Genomic DNA, 14155 nt, shown 5'->3' on the forward strand with positions numbered 1-14155 from the left:
CGCGGGCGGCGGACGTCAGCCGCCGAGGAGTCTCCCGGTCACGGCATACGGCACGCCGACGAGCTCCGACGGGCCGCCGAGGATCATCCCGAGCAGCTCGGCCGGCTTCGGGTAGTCCGGCCCGAGGGCCGCGAGGTAGGCGTCGTGGGCCGAGAGCGAGGCCACCGCCGCGTCGAAGTGGTCCGTGACGTCGACGAAGTGCGTCGGGTCCGGGTCGGCGACGACGAGCAGTCGGGCGACCTGCCACGGCTCGTGCCCCTCGTCGACGAGGTCCGGGAAGATCCACCGGTTGCCCGCGTCGGCCTTGGCGTCGACGACGGCCAGACCCACCGCCCGGTGGTCGGCCTGGTTGGCGAAACCGCCCGGGAAGCGGTCGGCGTACGTCGACGTGATGACGAGGTCGGGCTTGCGGATCCGGATCTCGCGGGCGATGGCGCGACGCAGCGGGAGGCCGTACTCGACCACCCCGTCGGTGAACCCGTCGAGGAACTCAACGACGTCGACCCCGACCTTCGCCGCTCCGTCCCGCTCCTCCTGCTCGCGCAGCGGACCGGCCTGCTCCGGCGGCACGGTGTCGATGCCGGCCTCCCCGCGCGTCGCCAGCAGGTACGTCACGGTCTTGCCCGCGCGGACCCAGCGGTCGACGGCGGCTGCCGTGCCGTACTCGAGGTCGTCCGGGTGCGCGACGACGCACAGCACGGTCTCGAAGGTGCTCTCGTCCAGCGGCTCCAGTCCAGGGTGCTCCGTCATGGACCAAATCTAGGGTTGCTTGGCGAAGTCCGGGGCGGATGTGACGATGGGGACCATGCTGACCCTCGAGCTCGCCCGCCGGCTCTCCGACGCGGGACTGACGTGGAAGCCCGTCTCCGGTGACCGCTTCGTCGTGGCCGTCAGCGGCATGGAGGACGACGTCTTCGTCATCAGCGAGATCACGGTCGACGTCCACCACTTCACGACGGGTGACGTCATCGGCTTCAACGGCACGACCGAGTGGGCTCTCGACAGCGTCGAGCAGGACAAGGCCGTCTGGCTCCCGCGGGAGGACCAGCTGCGTGACCTGCTCGGCGAGTCCTTCGTCTCGCTCGAACAGCTCGAGGGTGGGTATGCCGTGTCGGTCCGTGGGCGTGACGGTGCGGTCGGGCGCCACGCCGACATCGACGCCGAGCGCGCCTACGCGCGGGCGCTGCTCGCGCAGCTCGAGACGCTCGCTCCCGAGGAGTAGCCGGTCGGGCACGCCGTCTCGCGAGCCGATCCTCAGGCGGGGCGCCAGCCCGCGATGGACATGACGGCGACGTTGGTCGCGTCGGCGAGTGCGGCGTCGGCATCGGCGGCGAGGTCGCGCAGCAGTCGCGTCCGGTTCGCCGTGGTGGCGGCGTCGAGCCCGCCAGAACCCAGCGAGGTCCGGTTCGCGTTGCGGTGCGCGACGCGGGAGAGGTTGGCCGAGAGGGCCATGATCCGCAGGGCGCGTCCGGAGGTCGCCGACGGGATGCCCCAGAGGGTCGTGTCGAGCTCGGACTGCGCCTCGGCGCGCGCCTCGTCACCCCACGGGTGGCCGCCGACCTGCTCGAAGCGCATCGTGTGCTCACGCAGGCGGCGCATGAGGTCGCGCTCGATCTCGCGGAGGTCGAGCATCTCCATCCGGTGCCGGGGGAGCGGGTCCGCCTCGTAGGCCGTCCAGTCCGCGCGGACGCCCACGTCCCCCTCGGGGCCGAACTCCGAGAGCGTCGGCACGAGGACCCCGCCGATGCCGGCCACGAAGACGCACTCGCCGGCGTCGGCGGCGTGCGCCGTGGCCGCCGACGACCCACGCGGCATCCGGCTGAGGTCGCCCGGACGGGGAAGTGCCACGAACAGCGCCCGCTCGCCGAGGTCGCGCCAGACGTCGAGCCGGGCCAGGTCACCGGCGACGTGGTCGAGGTCGGGGAAGGCTCGAGCCAGCGCGTCCGTCGTCGCGAGGTCACCGCGCCACGAGGCCGTGACCCACAGCGCGAGGCGCACGGACGCGGGCAGCTCGGACACCCCGTCATCGTAGGGTGCGCCGCCGCGGCGGCCTCGGGGGCCTTGTCATAGGGTCGAGCCATGAGCGACGTCCTCGCCTTCGCCGGAGTCACCGTTCGTCGCGGTGCCTCGACGCTCCTCGACGACGTCACGTGGGAGGTGGAGGAGGGGGAGCGCTGGGTGGTGCTGGGCGCCAACGGTGCCGGCAAGACCACCCTGCTCCAGGTCGCCGCAGCACGGCTGCACCCTACATCCGGTGTCGCCGGCGTCCTCGGTGAGGTGCTCGGCGCCGTCGACGTCTTCGAGCTGCGGCCGCGCATCGGCCTCGCGAGCTCGTCGATGGCCGAGCGGATCCCGGGCGACGAGCTCGTCGGCAACGTCGTCGTCACCGCCTCGTACGGCATCATCGGCCGCTGGCGCGAGACGTACGACCACGTGGACTACGTGCGCGCCATGGAGCTGCTCAAGACCCTCGGGGCCGACCACCTCGCCGACCGTGCCTACGGGACGCTGAGCGAGGGGGAGCGCAAGCGCGTCCAGATCGCGCGGGCGCTCATGACCGACCCCGAGCTGATGCTCCTCGACGAGCCGGCCGCCGGTCTCGACCTCGGCGGCCGCGAGGACCTCGTGCGTCGCCTGGCCGACCTCGCCGCCGACACCGAGGCCCCCGCGATGGTGCTCGTGACGCACCACGTCGAGGAGATCCCGCCGTCGTTCACCGACGTGCTGATGATCCGCGACGGCAGGGTCGTCGCCGCAGGACCCATCCCGCTGACCCTGACGGCCGAGAACCTCAGCAGGACGTTCGGGCTCCCGCTCGTGCTCGAGCAGCACGGTGAGCGCTGGTCGGCGCGGGCCGAGTCCTGATCGCAACCAGTCCCGGCCGCTCGATCCGTAGGTCCCGAGAGGGAACTGAGGCAGAATCGAGAACGTCACAGGAGTGACGCACGGGACATCGGGGCCCGTCGCCGGCGCGGACGAAGGCAGGGTGGGGGCACGTGGTCGAGGGACACGCTTGGATGGTCTGGCTGGCGGTGGCACTCGTGCTCGTCGCCATCGAGGCGGTCACCGTCGACTTCACCTTCCTCATGCTCGCCGGCGGGGCCGTGGGCGGATCGATCGCCGCAGCCTTCGGGGCGCCCCCCGTGGTGCAGGCCATCGTCGCGGCCCTCGTGGCCGTCGCCCTCCTCGCGATCGTGCGTCCGTGGCTCAAGAACCGCCTGTCGGCCAGCACGCCACAACAGCTCATGGGCGCCGCGGCCCACGTCGGCCGCTCGGCCGTCGCCATCGACCGCGTCAACCCGGCCGGGGGGCGGGTCAAGCTCTCCGGCGAGACGTGGTCGGCGCGCACGCTCGGCGACGACATCGAGCCCGGCGAGGAGGTCGTCGTCGACTCCATCGACGGCGCCACCGCGATCGTGAGCCGCGCTCGCGTCGTGGGGAGCTGAGCCGGCCTCCGGCTCCGCGCCCGGCGACGCCGCCGAACCACCGAACCACCGAGCGGATCGACCGATCCGCCCGCACCAACCGTGCTTCCTCGGGGGAGCACGGACCGCACAGGGAGAAGGTCGAGAAGGTCGTGGACCCGGTACTCATCATTCCGATACTCATCGTCGTCGTGGCGTTCGTGGTCGTGCTGCGCACCGTGCGCATCGTGCCGCAGCAGACGGCACAGATCGTCGAGCGACTCGGCGGCTACAACAAGACGTTGACGGCAGGTATCCACTTCCTGATCCCGTTCGTCGACAAGGTGCGCGCCAACATCGACCTGCGTGAGCAGGTCGTCACCTTCCCGCCGCAGCCCGTCATCACCAGCGACAACCTCGTCGTCAACATCGACACCGTCATCTACTACTCGGTCACCGACGCCAAGGCCGCCGTCTACGAGATCGCCAACTTCATCCAGGGCATCGAGCAGCTCACCGTCACGACGCTGCGCAACGTCATCGGCTCGCTCGACCTCGAGCAGGCCCTGACGAGTCGCGACCAGATCAACGGCCAGCTGCGCGGCGTCCTCGACGAGGCCACCGGCAACTGGGGCATCCGCGTCAACCGTGTCGAGCTCAAGGCCATCGACCCGCCGCACTCCGTCCAGGAGACGATGGAGAAGCAGATGCGTGCCGAGCGCGACCGTCGTGCCGCGATCCTCACCGCCGAGGGCTTCAAGCAGTCGGCCATCCTGACGGCCGAGGGTGAGAAGCAGAGCCAGATCCTGCGGGCCGAGGGCTCGGCGCAGGCCCGCATCCTCGAGGCCCAGGGCCAGGCCCGCGCCATCCAGCAGGTGTTCGCGGCCATCCACCGCGGCAAGCCCACCCAGAAGCTGCTCGCCTACCAGTACCTCCAGGTGCTGCCGCAGCTCGCTCGTGGCGACTCCAACAAGATGTGGATCATCCCGTCCGAGCTGACCGACGCGCTCAAGGGCATCGGCAACGCGCTCGGTGGCAGCGAGCAGGCCCCGACGGGCGGCGACGACGAGGAGCAGTGGGTCGACACCGGCGACGCCGACGACAACGCCTTCGCCGAGACGGTGCTCGAGGACCCGGCCAAGGCACTGGCCGAGGCCCGTGGCCAGGCCGCGCAGGCGAGCGCCGAGTCGACCGAGCACGCCGCACCCATGGGTCGCCAGCTGCCGCCGATGCACCCGGGCGGCGCCGACGTGCCCCCGCCGCCCGCCGCCGCGCCGCCGGTCGTCGCGCCCCCGGCGTCCGTGGAGGACCTGCCCGACGCACCGCCGGAGCCCCCGGTCGCGCGCTGACGGACACCCACCGGCGACACCCACCGGCGACACCACCAGAACGACACCCGGTCACCCTCTGTAGGGTGACCGGGTGTCGTTCTGGTCCGCCGTCGCCGTCGCGCTGGCCGGGACCGGAGCCGGCATCATCAACACGATCGTCGGCTCCGGCACGCTCATCACCTTCCCGACCCTGCTCTTCTTCGGGGTCAACCCGCTCGTCGCGAACGTCTCGAACAACATCGGCCTCGTCGCGGGAGGCGTGACCGGGGCGTGGGGCTACCGCCGGGAGCTGCAGGGCCAGGCGCCCACCCTGCGGCGGCTCATGCCCATGTCGTTCCTCGGCTCGGTGGTGGGGGCGGGTCTGCTGCTCGTCCTGCCGGCCGCGGCGTTCCGGGCGATCGTCCCCGTGCTCATCCTCATCGCCCTCGTGCTCGTCGTTCTCGGACCGCGCATCCAGGCGCGCGTCCACCCCGAGGGTCACGACGGGCCCGTGCCGCGCTGGCACACCCCGGCCATGGCAGCCGGGGTGTTCGCCGCCGGTGTCTACGGCGGCTACTTCGGCGCTGCCCAGGGCGTCCTGCTCATGGGGCTGCTCAGCGCTCTCAGCCTCGAGCCGCTGCAGCGCCTCAACGGCTACAAGAACGTCCTCTCCCTCGTCGTCAACGTCGTCGCCGCTGCGGTGTTCGTGCTCTTCGCCCGCGAGCACATCGACTGGCTCATCGTCGTGCTCATCGGCACCGGCGCGTTCGTCGGGGGCATCATCGGCGCCCGGGTGGGCCGGCGCATCCCGCCGAACGTCCTGCGAGGCCTCATCATCGCCATCGGCCTCGTCGCCATCGTCAAGCTCGTGTGGCTGCCCTGACCCTCCGTGACCCTCGCGTGACCCTCACCGGCGTCCGGGCCGAGTCCCGATGCCGGGGGAGCGGGCGATCACCACTAGCCTGTCGGGCGTGCCGATCGAGATCACCGACCCGACCGACCCACGGCTGACCGACTACGTGTCGCTCACCGACGTCGTGCTGCGGAGGCGGCACGAGCCCGAGCGCGGCCTCTACATCGCCGAGAGCCAGAAGGTGATCCGGCGCGCGCTGCGGGCCGGGCACCGGCCGCGGTCCTACCTCATGGCCCGCCGGTGGCTCGACGACCTGTCCGACATCGTCGCCGACGCCGAGGCCGACGGCGTCCCCGTCTACTTCGGCGACCACGACGTCATCGAGCAGCTGACCGGCTTCCACCTCCACCGCGGTGCCCTCGCCGCGATGCAGCGGCCGGCCCTGCCGAGCGTCGAGTCGCTCATCGCCGACGCGAGGCGCGTCATCGTCCTCGAGGACGTCGTCGACCACACGAACGTCGGCGCGATCTTCCGGTCGGCCGCTGCCCTCGGCGTCGACGCGGTCCTCATCACGCCCCGGTGCGCCGACCCGCTCTACCGACGCTCGATCAGGGTCTCGATGGGCACGGTGTTCCAGGTCCCGTGGACGCGGATCGACCCGTGGCCGCAGGGCATGGCCCTGCTGCACGACGCCGGCCTCACGGTCGCGGCCATGGCGCTCTCGGACGACTCGGTCTCGCTCGACGACCTCGAGAGCGGGCCGCCCGAGCGCCTCGCGCTCGTCGTCGGCACGGAGGGCGACGGCCTGTCGCAGCGGACGGTCGCCGACGCCGACCTCACCCTGCGCATCCCCATGGCCGGTGGCGTCGACTCGCTCAACGTCGCCGCGGCGAGCGCCGTCGCGATGTGGGCGCTGCGACCGCGGACGCGGGCCTGACCGACCGGCTCAGGCCCGGACGAGCCGGCCGAGCAGGCGCTCCAGCTCGACGGCTGGGTCGTCGCAGAGGCCGCCGTGGACCGGTCCCGGCTGAACGACGGTCGAGCGCGGCGCGATGATCCAGCCGAAGCGCTGGCCCGGCTTGTCGAGGGTCGGCAGGCCGCGGCCCGTCTCGCCGCGGCACACGGCCCTGACGCGTTCGAGCATCGACCGCACCCCGTCGAGGTCGCACGTCGGCGACAGCGCGTCCGCGCGGCGCTCGTCGAGCTCCCAGGCGGCGTCGAGGAAGCCGGCGTCCTGCGAGTAGAGCACGACGCCGACGTTGATGAACTCCTCCCGGTCGACGCGCGGCACGAGCCGGAGCAGGACGTACTGGTAGGCGTTCACGCGGCGACACCCGTCGGCACCCACGTGAGCGGCCCGTCGAGACGGGCCCGCAGCATGAGGGCGTATGCCGCCCGCACCGCGGGTGCGTCGGCGAGGTGGGGCGTGGGCTCGATCCACTCGTCGGGCACCTCGGCGACCACGGCGTCGACGGCCTCGGGCGTGAGGCGCGCGGCGAGCTCGTCGTGGCGCCGCGCGACGTCGCCGGCGACGTCGCGCAGGACGTGGCGGCTGGCGTCGAAGGGCTGGACGGCGAAACGCTCCGGCGCGGGCGCCTTGCTCGGCCACGAGTGGTGGAAGTAGAGCGCGGCACCGTGGTCGATGGCCCACGTGCGGCCGTGCCACACGAGCAGGTTGGGGTTGGACCACGTGCGGTCGACGTTGGCCGTCAGCGCATCGAGCCAGATGATCCGCTCGGCGAGGTCCGCGTCGGGCGGCCTCGAGCCGTCGTAGCCGAGGGAGCCGGGCAGGAAGTCGACACCGAGGTTGGTCCCGACAGAGGCGGTGAGCAGGTCCTGGACCTCCTCGTCGGCCTCGTACTTCGCGATGCGCGGGTCGAGGCTGACGACGGCGAGGTCCGGCACCGGCACCTCGAGCAGCCGGGCGATCCCGGCGACGAGCACCTCGGCCACGAGGACCTTGAGCCCCTGACCGGCGCCCCGGAACTTCAGGACGTAGGTGCCGTCATCGTCGGCCTCCACGATGCCGGGCAGCGAGCCGCCCTCCTTGAGCGGCGTCACGTAGCGGGTGGCGGTCAGCTCAGGAAGCACGCCGTCAGCCTAGTGGCCGCTCGTGGTCGAGCACCGTGGCCCGGGTCCAGAGCCGGCCGAGGAGCATCGCGGTCGCCCCGTAGAGGCAGGCGAAGGCCACGAGCGGCCACCACGCGAGCCCGCTCTCCGGCAGGACGAGCGCGCCGAGGGCAGCGGCCGCGACCATGCCGGCGTTGTAGACGACGTCGTAGGCGGAGAAGGCCCGGCCGAGCAGGTGGTCGTCGACGTGGGCCTGCAGGAGCGAGTCGACGGTGATCTTGACGCACTGCGAGGTGAACGAGACGACGAAGCCGACGACGACGATGCTCCAGGGCGTGAGGAACGGACCCAGCACGGCGCACACGAGCGCGCCGAGCGCGAGCATCCGGGCGGCATACGGCACGGCGGTCAGCCGGGGGGCCAGCCACGGGGTGACGAAGGCCGCCGAGGCGAACCCGAGCGCCGACGCGGCGGCGGCGATGCCGAAGCCGCGCGCGCCGTGGCCCGACTCGAACGGGCCGCGGAAGAGCAGCAGGGTCTGCAGCAGCAGGAAGCCGAACGGGAGGCGGGTGAGGAAGACGAGGACGAGCAGCAGACGGGCCCGCCGCGGCAGCGTGTGCACGGCCTCGACGAGGCCCGTCACGACCGACCTCGTGATCTGCCCGACCGAGGGTGCGCCGCTCGTGTCGTCCGGACCGATGAACGGCAGCCGGGTCGCGGCCCACGCCGCCACGAGGACCCCCACGGCGGCGAGGAGGACGTCGAGCACGTCGCTGCCGCCGAGCGCGCGGACCCCGGTGCCGACGACCCCACCGAGCAGGTAGGCGAGGGAGCCGCACGTCGGAGCGACCGAGTTGGCGCTGACGAGGTCCTCGCGGGGGACCACGTGGGGCATGGCCGATGCGAGCCCGGCGAGGATGAACCGGTTGACCGAGAAGACGAGAAGGACGAGGCCGAAGAAGGCCGGTCCGGTGTCGGCGCCCGTGACGAGGCCGGTGACGCCCAGGATCGCCACGGCGCGGATGAGCTGGCTCACGACGATGACGCGCTTGCGCGGCCACCGGTCGAGGAGCACCCCGACGAACGGCCCGAGCGCCGTGTAGGGCAGCAGCACGATGGCGAAGGCGATCGCGATCCCGCGTGCGTCGGCGGCCTTCTCCGGGTTGAACAGGACGTGGCTGGCGAGGGCGACCTGGAAGATGCCGTCGCTGAACGACGACGTGACCCGGCTGACGAAGAGCCGACGGAATCCGCGCCCACGCAGCAGGGTGAACAGGGCGCGCAGGAAGGTCACGCGGCACAGCGTACGGTCACCGGTGCCGTCCCCGGTGTCGGGACGTGGTCAGCGCGCGAGTCGCCCGATGAGGGCCGCAGCGCACACGATGCCGGCGACGGCGCTGCCGACGAGGACCCCGAGGTCGACCCAGTAGTTCGTGGGTGTGCCGATCAGCAGACCGCGCAGCGCCGACACCTCGTAGGTGAGCGGGTTGACCCGGCTGATGACCTGGAGCCAGCCCGGCATCATCTCGATCGGGTAGAGCGCGTTGGAGGCGAAGAAGAGCGGCATCGTGATCGCCTGGCCGATGCCCATGAGCCGGTCGCGCTTGAGGGCGATCCCGGCGATGCTGAGCGAGAGGCACGAGAAGAACGCGGCGCCGAGCATGACGACGACGACCACCCCGAGCAGCCGCACGGGGTTCCACGTCATCGCCACTCCCATGACGGCCGCGACGAGGACGACGATGACGGCCTGCGCCACCGATCGCACACCCGCGGCGAACGCCTTGCCGGCCACGAGGGCGGCTCTTGGCGTCGGCGTCACGAGGAGCTTGGTCAGCACCCCGGCGTCGCGCTCCCAGATGATCTGGATGCCGTAGAAGATCGCGATGAACAGGGCCGACTGGGCGATGACGCCCGGGGCGAGGAAGTCGAGGTAGGGGATGCCGCCGGTGGGGATGGCGCGGATCTGGCTGAAGGTCTGACCGAAGATGACGAGCCAGAGGATGGGCTGGATCGCCCGGGTGACGAGCTCGCTGCGGTCGTGCCGCAGCTTCTGGAGCTCGACGAGGCAGAACGTGCCGATGCGCGACACGAGGAGCCGTGTGCCGGTCCGGCTCTGCCGGTCAGCCCAGACGGCGGGCGGTTCGACGAGTCGCTCGGACACCGCGCAGCCCTCCCTTCTCTCCCTCGACGTCGCCGCGCTCGCCGAGGGCCTCGCCCGTGTGGTGGCGGAAGACGTCCTCGAGGCTGGCCCCCTCGCCGGCGGCGGTCTTCAGCTCGTCGGGGGAGCCGAGGGCGCGCAGGGCGCCGCGGTGCATGAGGGCCACCCGGTCGCAGAGGGCGTCGGCCTCCTCCATGTAGTGCGTCGTGAGCAGCACCGTCATCCCGTGGTCACGCTGCATCTCGGCGACCCGCTGCCACACGCTGTCCCGGGCGACGGGGTCGAGCCCGACGGTCGGCTCGTCGAGGACGAGCAGCGCGGGGCGGTTGACGAGTGCCTGCGCGAGCTCGAGGCGACGCACCATGCCGCCGGAGTAGGTCGCGGCCAGCCGCGACTCGTCCCCGCGCAGGTCGACCATGTCGAGCACCTCGTCGACGCGAGCCCGCCTTTCGCGACGGGGGACGTCGAAGAGTCGGGCGAACCACTCGACGTTCTCGCGGCCCGTCAGCGCGCCCTCGATGGACAGCTGCTGCGGCACGTAGCCGAGCAGCCGCCGCACGACCATCGCGTCCGTGCGCACCGAGCGCCCGAAGATCGCGACCTCGCCGGTCTGCAGGGGCAGGAGGGTGTTGAGCAGGCGGATCGTCGTCGTCTTGCCGGCACCGTTGGGCCCGAGCAGACCGAAGCACTCTCCCTGCTCGACGGCGAGGGTGAGGTCGTCGACGGCCCGGTGCGTCCCGAAGCTGTAGCCGAGCCCCCGGATGTCGATGGCCGACGTCATGGACGGTCGTCGGCGGACGGCTCGTCCGGGCGGTCGACGGCCAGGGCGACGGCGACGGTGGGCTCGGGGCGCTGCGGTGCGGTGACGTCCGGGGACTCCGGCGACTCGGGGGACTCGGGGGACTCCGGGAGGTCCGCGGCGATGCGCGCGATGGTCGGCAGCGCCGCGGCCAGTCGCGCGCGGTCGGCGGCCGGGAGTCCCGAGAGCGCCACCGCGGTGGACTGCGCCCGACGGTCCCGCCACTGCTCCAGGCCCTCGCGAGCCGAGGGCGTGAGGTCGAGCCGGGCCACCCTGCGGTCAGTCGCGTCGCGCTCGCGGACGAGCACCCCGAGGGCGAGCAGCTGGCCGACGAGGGTCGAGACGGTGTTGGCGACGAGCCCGAGGACGCGCGCGGACTCGGCCACGGTGATGCCCGGGTTGCGGCGCACGACGCGCAGCAGCTCGAGCTGGGCCCCGGACAGGGCGAGCTCGGGCAGGGGAGCGCCGACGAGACGGCGCGACCGACGGCGCAGCAGTCCGATGACGTCGTAGAGGTCGTCCGCCAGCCCGGCCACGTTCTCGTCGCTCACGGTCGAAGATTACGTCTGTCGCAGAGCAGTGACCAGAGAAACGCGGAGCTGCCGTGTCCCGAAGACGCTGTCGGGACACGAGAAGACCCCCGGGTCCTGACCTGCAGGAACCCGGGGGTCTCATGGTGTCGAGGGGGGGACTTGAACCCCCACGCCCGTTAAGGGCACTAGCACCTCAAGCTAGCGCGTCTGCCATTCCGCCACCCCGACAAGGTGTTGCAAGAGGCTCGTGGGAATCCCTTGCGGCGAGGCGAAACGTTACACGGGGCCCGACCAAAAGACCAAACGGGCGGCTGCAGGCGGCCGGATGCGGCGGCATACGCTGATCGGCATGAGCCACGACGACGCCGACCGCACCGTGACGACCTCGGGACAGACTGCCGTGACGCCCGAGGAGGAGGTCGTGCGGATCTGCGCCGAGCTCATCCGGATCGACTCCTCCAACTACGGCGACGGGTCGGGTCCGGGGGAGCGCCAGGCCGCCGAGTACGTCATGGCGCAGCTCGACGAGGTCGGCCTCGAGGGCACCCTCCTCGAGAGCGAGCCGGGCCGGGCCACGGTCGTCGTCCGCCTCGAGGGTGAGGACTCCTCGAGACCCGGACTCGCCGTCCACGGCCACCTCGACGTGGTGCCGGCCGACGCCGCCGACTGGCAGGTCGACCCCTTCGCCGCGGAGGAGCGCGACGGCTGCATCTGGGGCCGGGGAGCGGTCGACATGAAGGACATGGACGCGATGATCCTCGCGAACATCCGTCACTTCGCCCGCACCGGCACGAAGCCCGCCCGTGACACGACGTTCGTCTTCTTCGCCGACGAGGAGGCCGGCGGCACCTACGGCAGCCACTGGCTCGTCGACCACCACCCCCAGTGGTTCGAGGGTGTGACGGAGGCGATCAGCGAGGTCGGCGGCTACAGCGTCACGGTGCCGACCCCCCGGGGCGAGCAGCGCGCCTACCTCCTGCAGACCGCCGAGAAGGGCATCGCGTGGCTGCGGCTGCGAGCCCACGGCCGGGCGGGTCACGGGTCGGTGCCCAACGACGAGAACGCCATCGTCCGCCTCGCCGCCGCGATCGGCCGCATCGCTGCCCACGAGTGGCCGCGCGAGTACATCGCGTCGGTCCGCGAGCTGCTCGACACCCTGGGCACGATGACCGGGATCTCGTCGTCCGACGACGACCTCGAGCCGCTGCTCGCCACGCTCGGCGGGGCCCAGGGTTTCGTGCGGGGGACGCTGCGCGACACGGCCAACGTCACGATGCTCGAGTCGGGCTACAAGCACAACGTCATCCCCCAGACCGCGACCGCTGCCGTCGACTGCCGCTTCCTGCCCGGGCACGAGGACGCGCTCATGGCGACGATCCGTGAGCTGGCCGGCGAGCACGTCGAGGTCGAGGTCGTCCACCGCGACGTCGCCATCGAGGCGCCCTTCTCCGGCGACCTCGTCGAGTCGATGAAGCAGGCGCTGCTGCGCGAGGACCCCGAGGCGGCCGTCCTGCCGTACTGCCTCTCCGGAGGCACCGACAACAAGGCGCTGGGCCGGCTCGGGATCAGCGGCTACGGCTTCGCACCGCTGCGGCTGCCGGCCGACCTCGACTTCGCGCCGATGTTCCACGGCCTCGACGAGCGCGTGCCCACGTCGTCGCTGCGCTTCGGGGCGCGCGTCCTCGGCGACTTCCTGCGCACCTGCTGACGGCCGGCCCCACCGCCAGATCAGGCGTCGGGTCAGGCCGTGCGCTCGACGCGCATGATCTTTCGGCGCAGCCACATCCGCCGGATGCCGCCCTCGTAGATCACGGTGCGGGACAGCTCCCAGCGGCCGTACTCGGCGTGCTCACGCACCGCCTGTCTGGCCTGGGCCTTCGACGTGTGGCGGTCGAACGTGAGAACCCGGTACTCGTACTCCGTCATCGCCGTCCATTCTGACACCAACCGTGACCCCACCGAGACCGTATGCGCGGCGTGGCGCTCAGGCGGCCGCGGTACCGTCGCTGGGTCATCCGTCCGCAGACCCGGGACCGCGTGCGGTCCCGCGCGGCGAGCAGGGGAACCGCCTGGCACCGCCCGGCGTCAAGGGCCCAGGAGGTCAACACACATGAAATGGAACACCCGCCGCGTCGCGGCAGCAGTCATCGTCCTTCCGGCCGTCCTCGGCGTCGCCGCCTGTGGCAAGAGCGAGAGCCCGGCTCCCGCGGCCGGACAGACCCAGGCCGGGTCCGCGTCCGCGACGAGCGACGCGCCCGCCGCCGGCCAGCCGTACAAGGACAAGGCGTCGTTCGTCGCCGCGATGAAGGCCGCCGGCAAGAACGCCACCACGGCCCACGTCACGATGGCGATGGACGCCGCCGGCCAGAAGATCGCGATCACCGGCGACACGAAGGTCGACGCGAGCAACCCGGCCATGAAGATGACGATGGACATGGGCTCCTCGATGAAGCTCGACATGATCCTCGTCGACAAGAAGGTCTACATGAAGGGCTTCCCGGGCCTCGCCGCCGGCAAGTGGGCCGTCATCGACAGCAGCTCGACGCTCGGCAAGCAGCTCTCGCAGTCCCTCGACCAGGCCGACCCGACCAAGATGTACGACCAGTTCGGCGCGGCCGTGCAGGACGTCAAGTACGTCGGTGAGGACACCATCGACGGCGAGAAGACCTGGAAGTACGACCTGACGCTCGACACCAAGGCGATGCAGGCCCAGCTGCCCGCCGACGAGAAGACGAAGATGCCCGCCACCATCACGTACACCGCGTGGCTCGACGAGAAGGACCAGCTGCGCAAGGTCACCTTCGACCTCTCCGGCGTCAAGGCCGACATGACGATGAGCAAGTACGGCGAGCCCGTCGACATCACCGCCCCGCCGGCCGCCGACACCGTCAAGGCACCCATGTGACGTCCTCGTGACACGCCACGCCGGCGACCGGTGAACGGCCCGCCAACCACGCGTGAACGATCCCGCAGCGAGCACGGCTCGCTGCGGGATCGCTGTGTTCCCGGGTGTTTCCGGGCCCGG

The 14155-nt window shown here is 71.7% G+C and carries 17 protein-coding genes and 1 tRNA gene; 8 read left to right on the forward strand and 10 right to left on the reverse strand.

The annotated features are described in order from the left end of the window. Nucleotides 1–15 precede the first annotated feature (15 nt). On the reverse strand, nt 16–750 hold the full coding sequence (locus ACSSS0_RS20930) for a PIG-L deacetylase family protein (protein ID WP_487229497.1): 735 nt from the start codon (nt 748–750) through the stop codon (nt 16–18). A 55-nt stretch (nt 751–805) separates the two neighbouring features. Between ACSSS0_RS20930 and ACSSS0_RS20935 the strand changes: the two genes are divergently transcribed. After that, nucleotides 806–1222: a pilus assembly protein CpaE gene (locus ACSSS0_RS20935; RefSeq protein WP_487229498.1), complete on the forward strand. Its 417-nt coding sequence runs from the start codon at nt 806–808 to the stop codon at nt 1220–1222. A gap of 32 nt (nt 1223–1254) precedes the next feature. On the opposite strand, the gene ACSSS0_RS20940 is transcribed toward ACSSS0_RS20935, so the two are convergent. Then, nucleotides 1255–2019 (reverse strand): hypothetical protein, encoded by a 765-nt coding sequence (locus ACSSS0_RS20940; protein ID WP_487229499.1) that lies wholly within the window; start codon nt 2017–2019, stop codon nt 1255–1257. Between the two features lie 60 nt (nt 2020–2079). Between ACSSS0_RS20940 and ACSSS0_RS20945 the strand changes: the two genes are divergently transcribed. The 5 genes from ACSSS0_RS20945 (at nt 2080) to ACSSS0_RS20965 (ending at nt 6504) form a co-directional block, all read left to right on the forward strand. After that, a complete protein-coding gene (locus ACSSS0_RS20945; protein ID WP_435986082.1) occupies nt 2080–2865 on the forward strand; it encodes an ABC transporter ATP-binding protein in 786 nt (261 codons plus the stop codon). 131 nt (nt 2866–2996) lie between these two features. Next, nucleotides 2997–3446: an NfeD family protein gene (locus tag ACSSS0_RS20950; protein ID WP_487229500.1), complete on the forward strand. Its 450-nt coding sequence runs from the start codon at nt 2997–2999 to the stop codon at nt 3444–3446. A 131-nt stretch (nt 3447–3577) separates the two neighbouring features. Next, nucleotides 3578–4753 (forward strand): SPFH domain-containing protein, encoded by a 1176-nt coding sequence (locus ACSSS0_RS20955; RefSeq protein ID WP_487229501.1) that lies wholly within the window; start codon nt 3578–3580, stop codon nt 4751–4753. A gap of 73 nt (nt 4754–4826) precedes the next feature. Then, nucleotides 4827–5597, forward strand: coding sequence for a sulfite exporter TauE/SafE family protein (locus tag ACSSS0_RS20960; RefSeq protein ID WP_487229502.1), 771 nt, complete (start codon nt 4827–4829; stop codon nt 5595–5597). 88 nt (nt 5598–5685) lie between these two features. Next, nucleotides 5686–6504: a TrmH family RNA methyltransferase gene (locus ACSSS0_RS20965; protein WP_435986078.1), complete on the forward strand. Its 819-nt coding sequence runs from the start codon at nt 5686–5688 to the stop codon at nt 6502–6504. A 9-nt stretch (nt 6505–6513) separates the two neighbouring features. Here ACSSS0_RS20965 and ACSSS0_RS20970 read toward each other — a convergent pair whose 3' ends face one another. From ACSSS0_RS20970 to ACSSS0_RS21000, 7 genes are all read right to left on the reverse strand, one after another. Beyond that, nucleotides 6514–6891, reverse strand: coding sequence for a DUF3037 domain-containing protein (locus ACSSS0_RS20970; protein ID WP_487229503.1), 378 nt, complete (start codon nt 6889–6891; stop codon nt 6514–6516). Beyond that, nucleotides 6888–7658, reverse strand: a complete 771-nt coding sequence (locus ACSSS0_RS20975; RefSeq protein WP_487229504.1) for a HipA family kinase — start codon at nt 7656–7658, stop codon at nt 6888–6890. Before ACSSS0_RS20975 ends, ACSSS0_RS20970 begins: the two co-directional genes overlap by 4 nt. A 4-nt stretch (nt 7659–7662) precedes the next feature. Further along, the gene (locus tag ACSSS0_RS20980) at nt 7663–8931 is read right to left on the reverse strand and encodes an MFS transporter (RefSeq protein WP_435986075.1); all 1269 of its coding nucleotides are present in this window, start codon (nt 8929–8931) and stop codon (nt 7663–7665) included. Between the two features lie 48 nt (nt 8932–8979). Beyond that, nucleotides 8980–9801, reverse strand: coding sequence for an ABC transporter permease (locus ACSSS0_RS20985; RefSeq protein WP_487229505.1), 822 nt, complete (start codon nt 9799–9801; stop codon nt 8980–8982). Beyond that, entirely contained in the window at nt 9761–10579 is an 819-nt protein-coding gene (locus ACSSS0_RS20990; RefSeq protein WP_487229506.1) for an ABC transporter ATP-binding protein, read from the reverse strand. The genes ACSSS0_RS20985 and ACSSS0_RS20990 overlap by 41 nt, the downstream gene beginning before the upstream one ends. Continuing rightward, nucleotides 10576–11148 (reverse strand): MarR family winged helix-turn-helix transcriptional regulator, encoded by a 573-nt coding sequence (locus tag ACSSS0_RS20995; protein WP_487229507.1) that lies wholly within the window; start codon nt 11146–11148, stop codon nt 10576–10578. The genes ACSSS0_RS20990 and ACSSS0_RS20995 overlap by 4 nt, the downstream gene beginning before the upstream one ends. Nucleotides 11149–11271: 123 nt before the next feature. Beyond that, nucleotides 11272–11358: transfer RNA gene (locus tag ACSSS0_RS21000), tRNA-Leu, on the reverse strand. A 121-nt stretch (nt 11359–11479) separates the two neighbouring features. Here ACSSS0_RS21000 and ACSSS0_RS21005 point away from each other — a divergent pair. Further along, entirely contained in the window at nt 11480–12838 is a 1359-nt protein-coding gene (locus ACSSS0_RS21005; protein WP_487229508.1) for a M20/M25/M40 family metallo-hydrolase, read from the forward strand. Between the two features lie 32 nt (nt 12839–12870). Here the strand turns inward: ACSSS0_RS21005 and ACSSS0_RS21010 are convergent, their stop codons facing one another. Beyond that, nucleotides 12871–13056, reverse strand: coding sequence for a DUF5703 family protein (locus ACSSS0_RS21010; protein ID WP_435986070.1), 186 nt, complete (start codon nt 13054–13056; stop codon nt 12871–12873). 184 nt (nt 13057–13240) lie between these two features. Between ACSSS0_RS21010 and ACSSS0_RS21015 the strand changes: the two genes are divergently transcribed. Then, nucleotides 13241–14035, forward strand: coding sequence for an SCO4651 family lipoprotein (locus ACSSS0_RS21015; protein ID WP_435986069.1), 795 nt, complete (start codon nt 13241–13243; stop codon nt 14033–14035). Nucleotides 14036–14155: the final 120 nt, after the last annotated feature.

It is taken from the genome of Terrabacter sp. R4-6 (assembly GCF_057529065.1).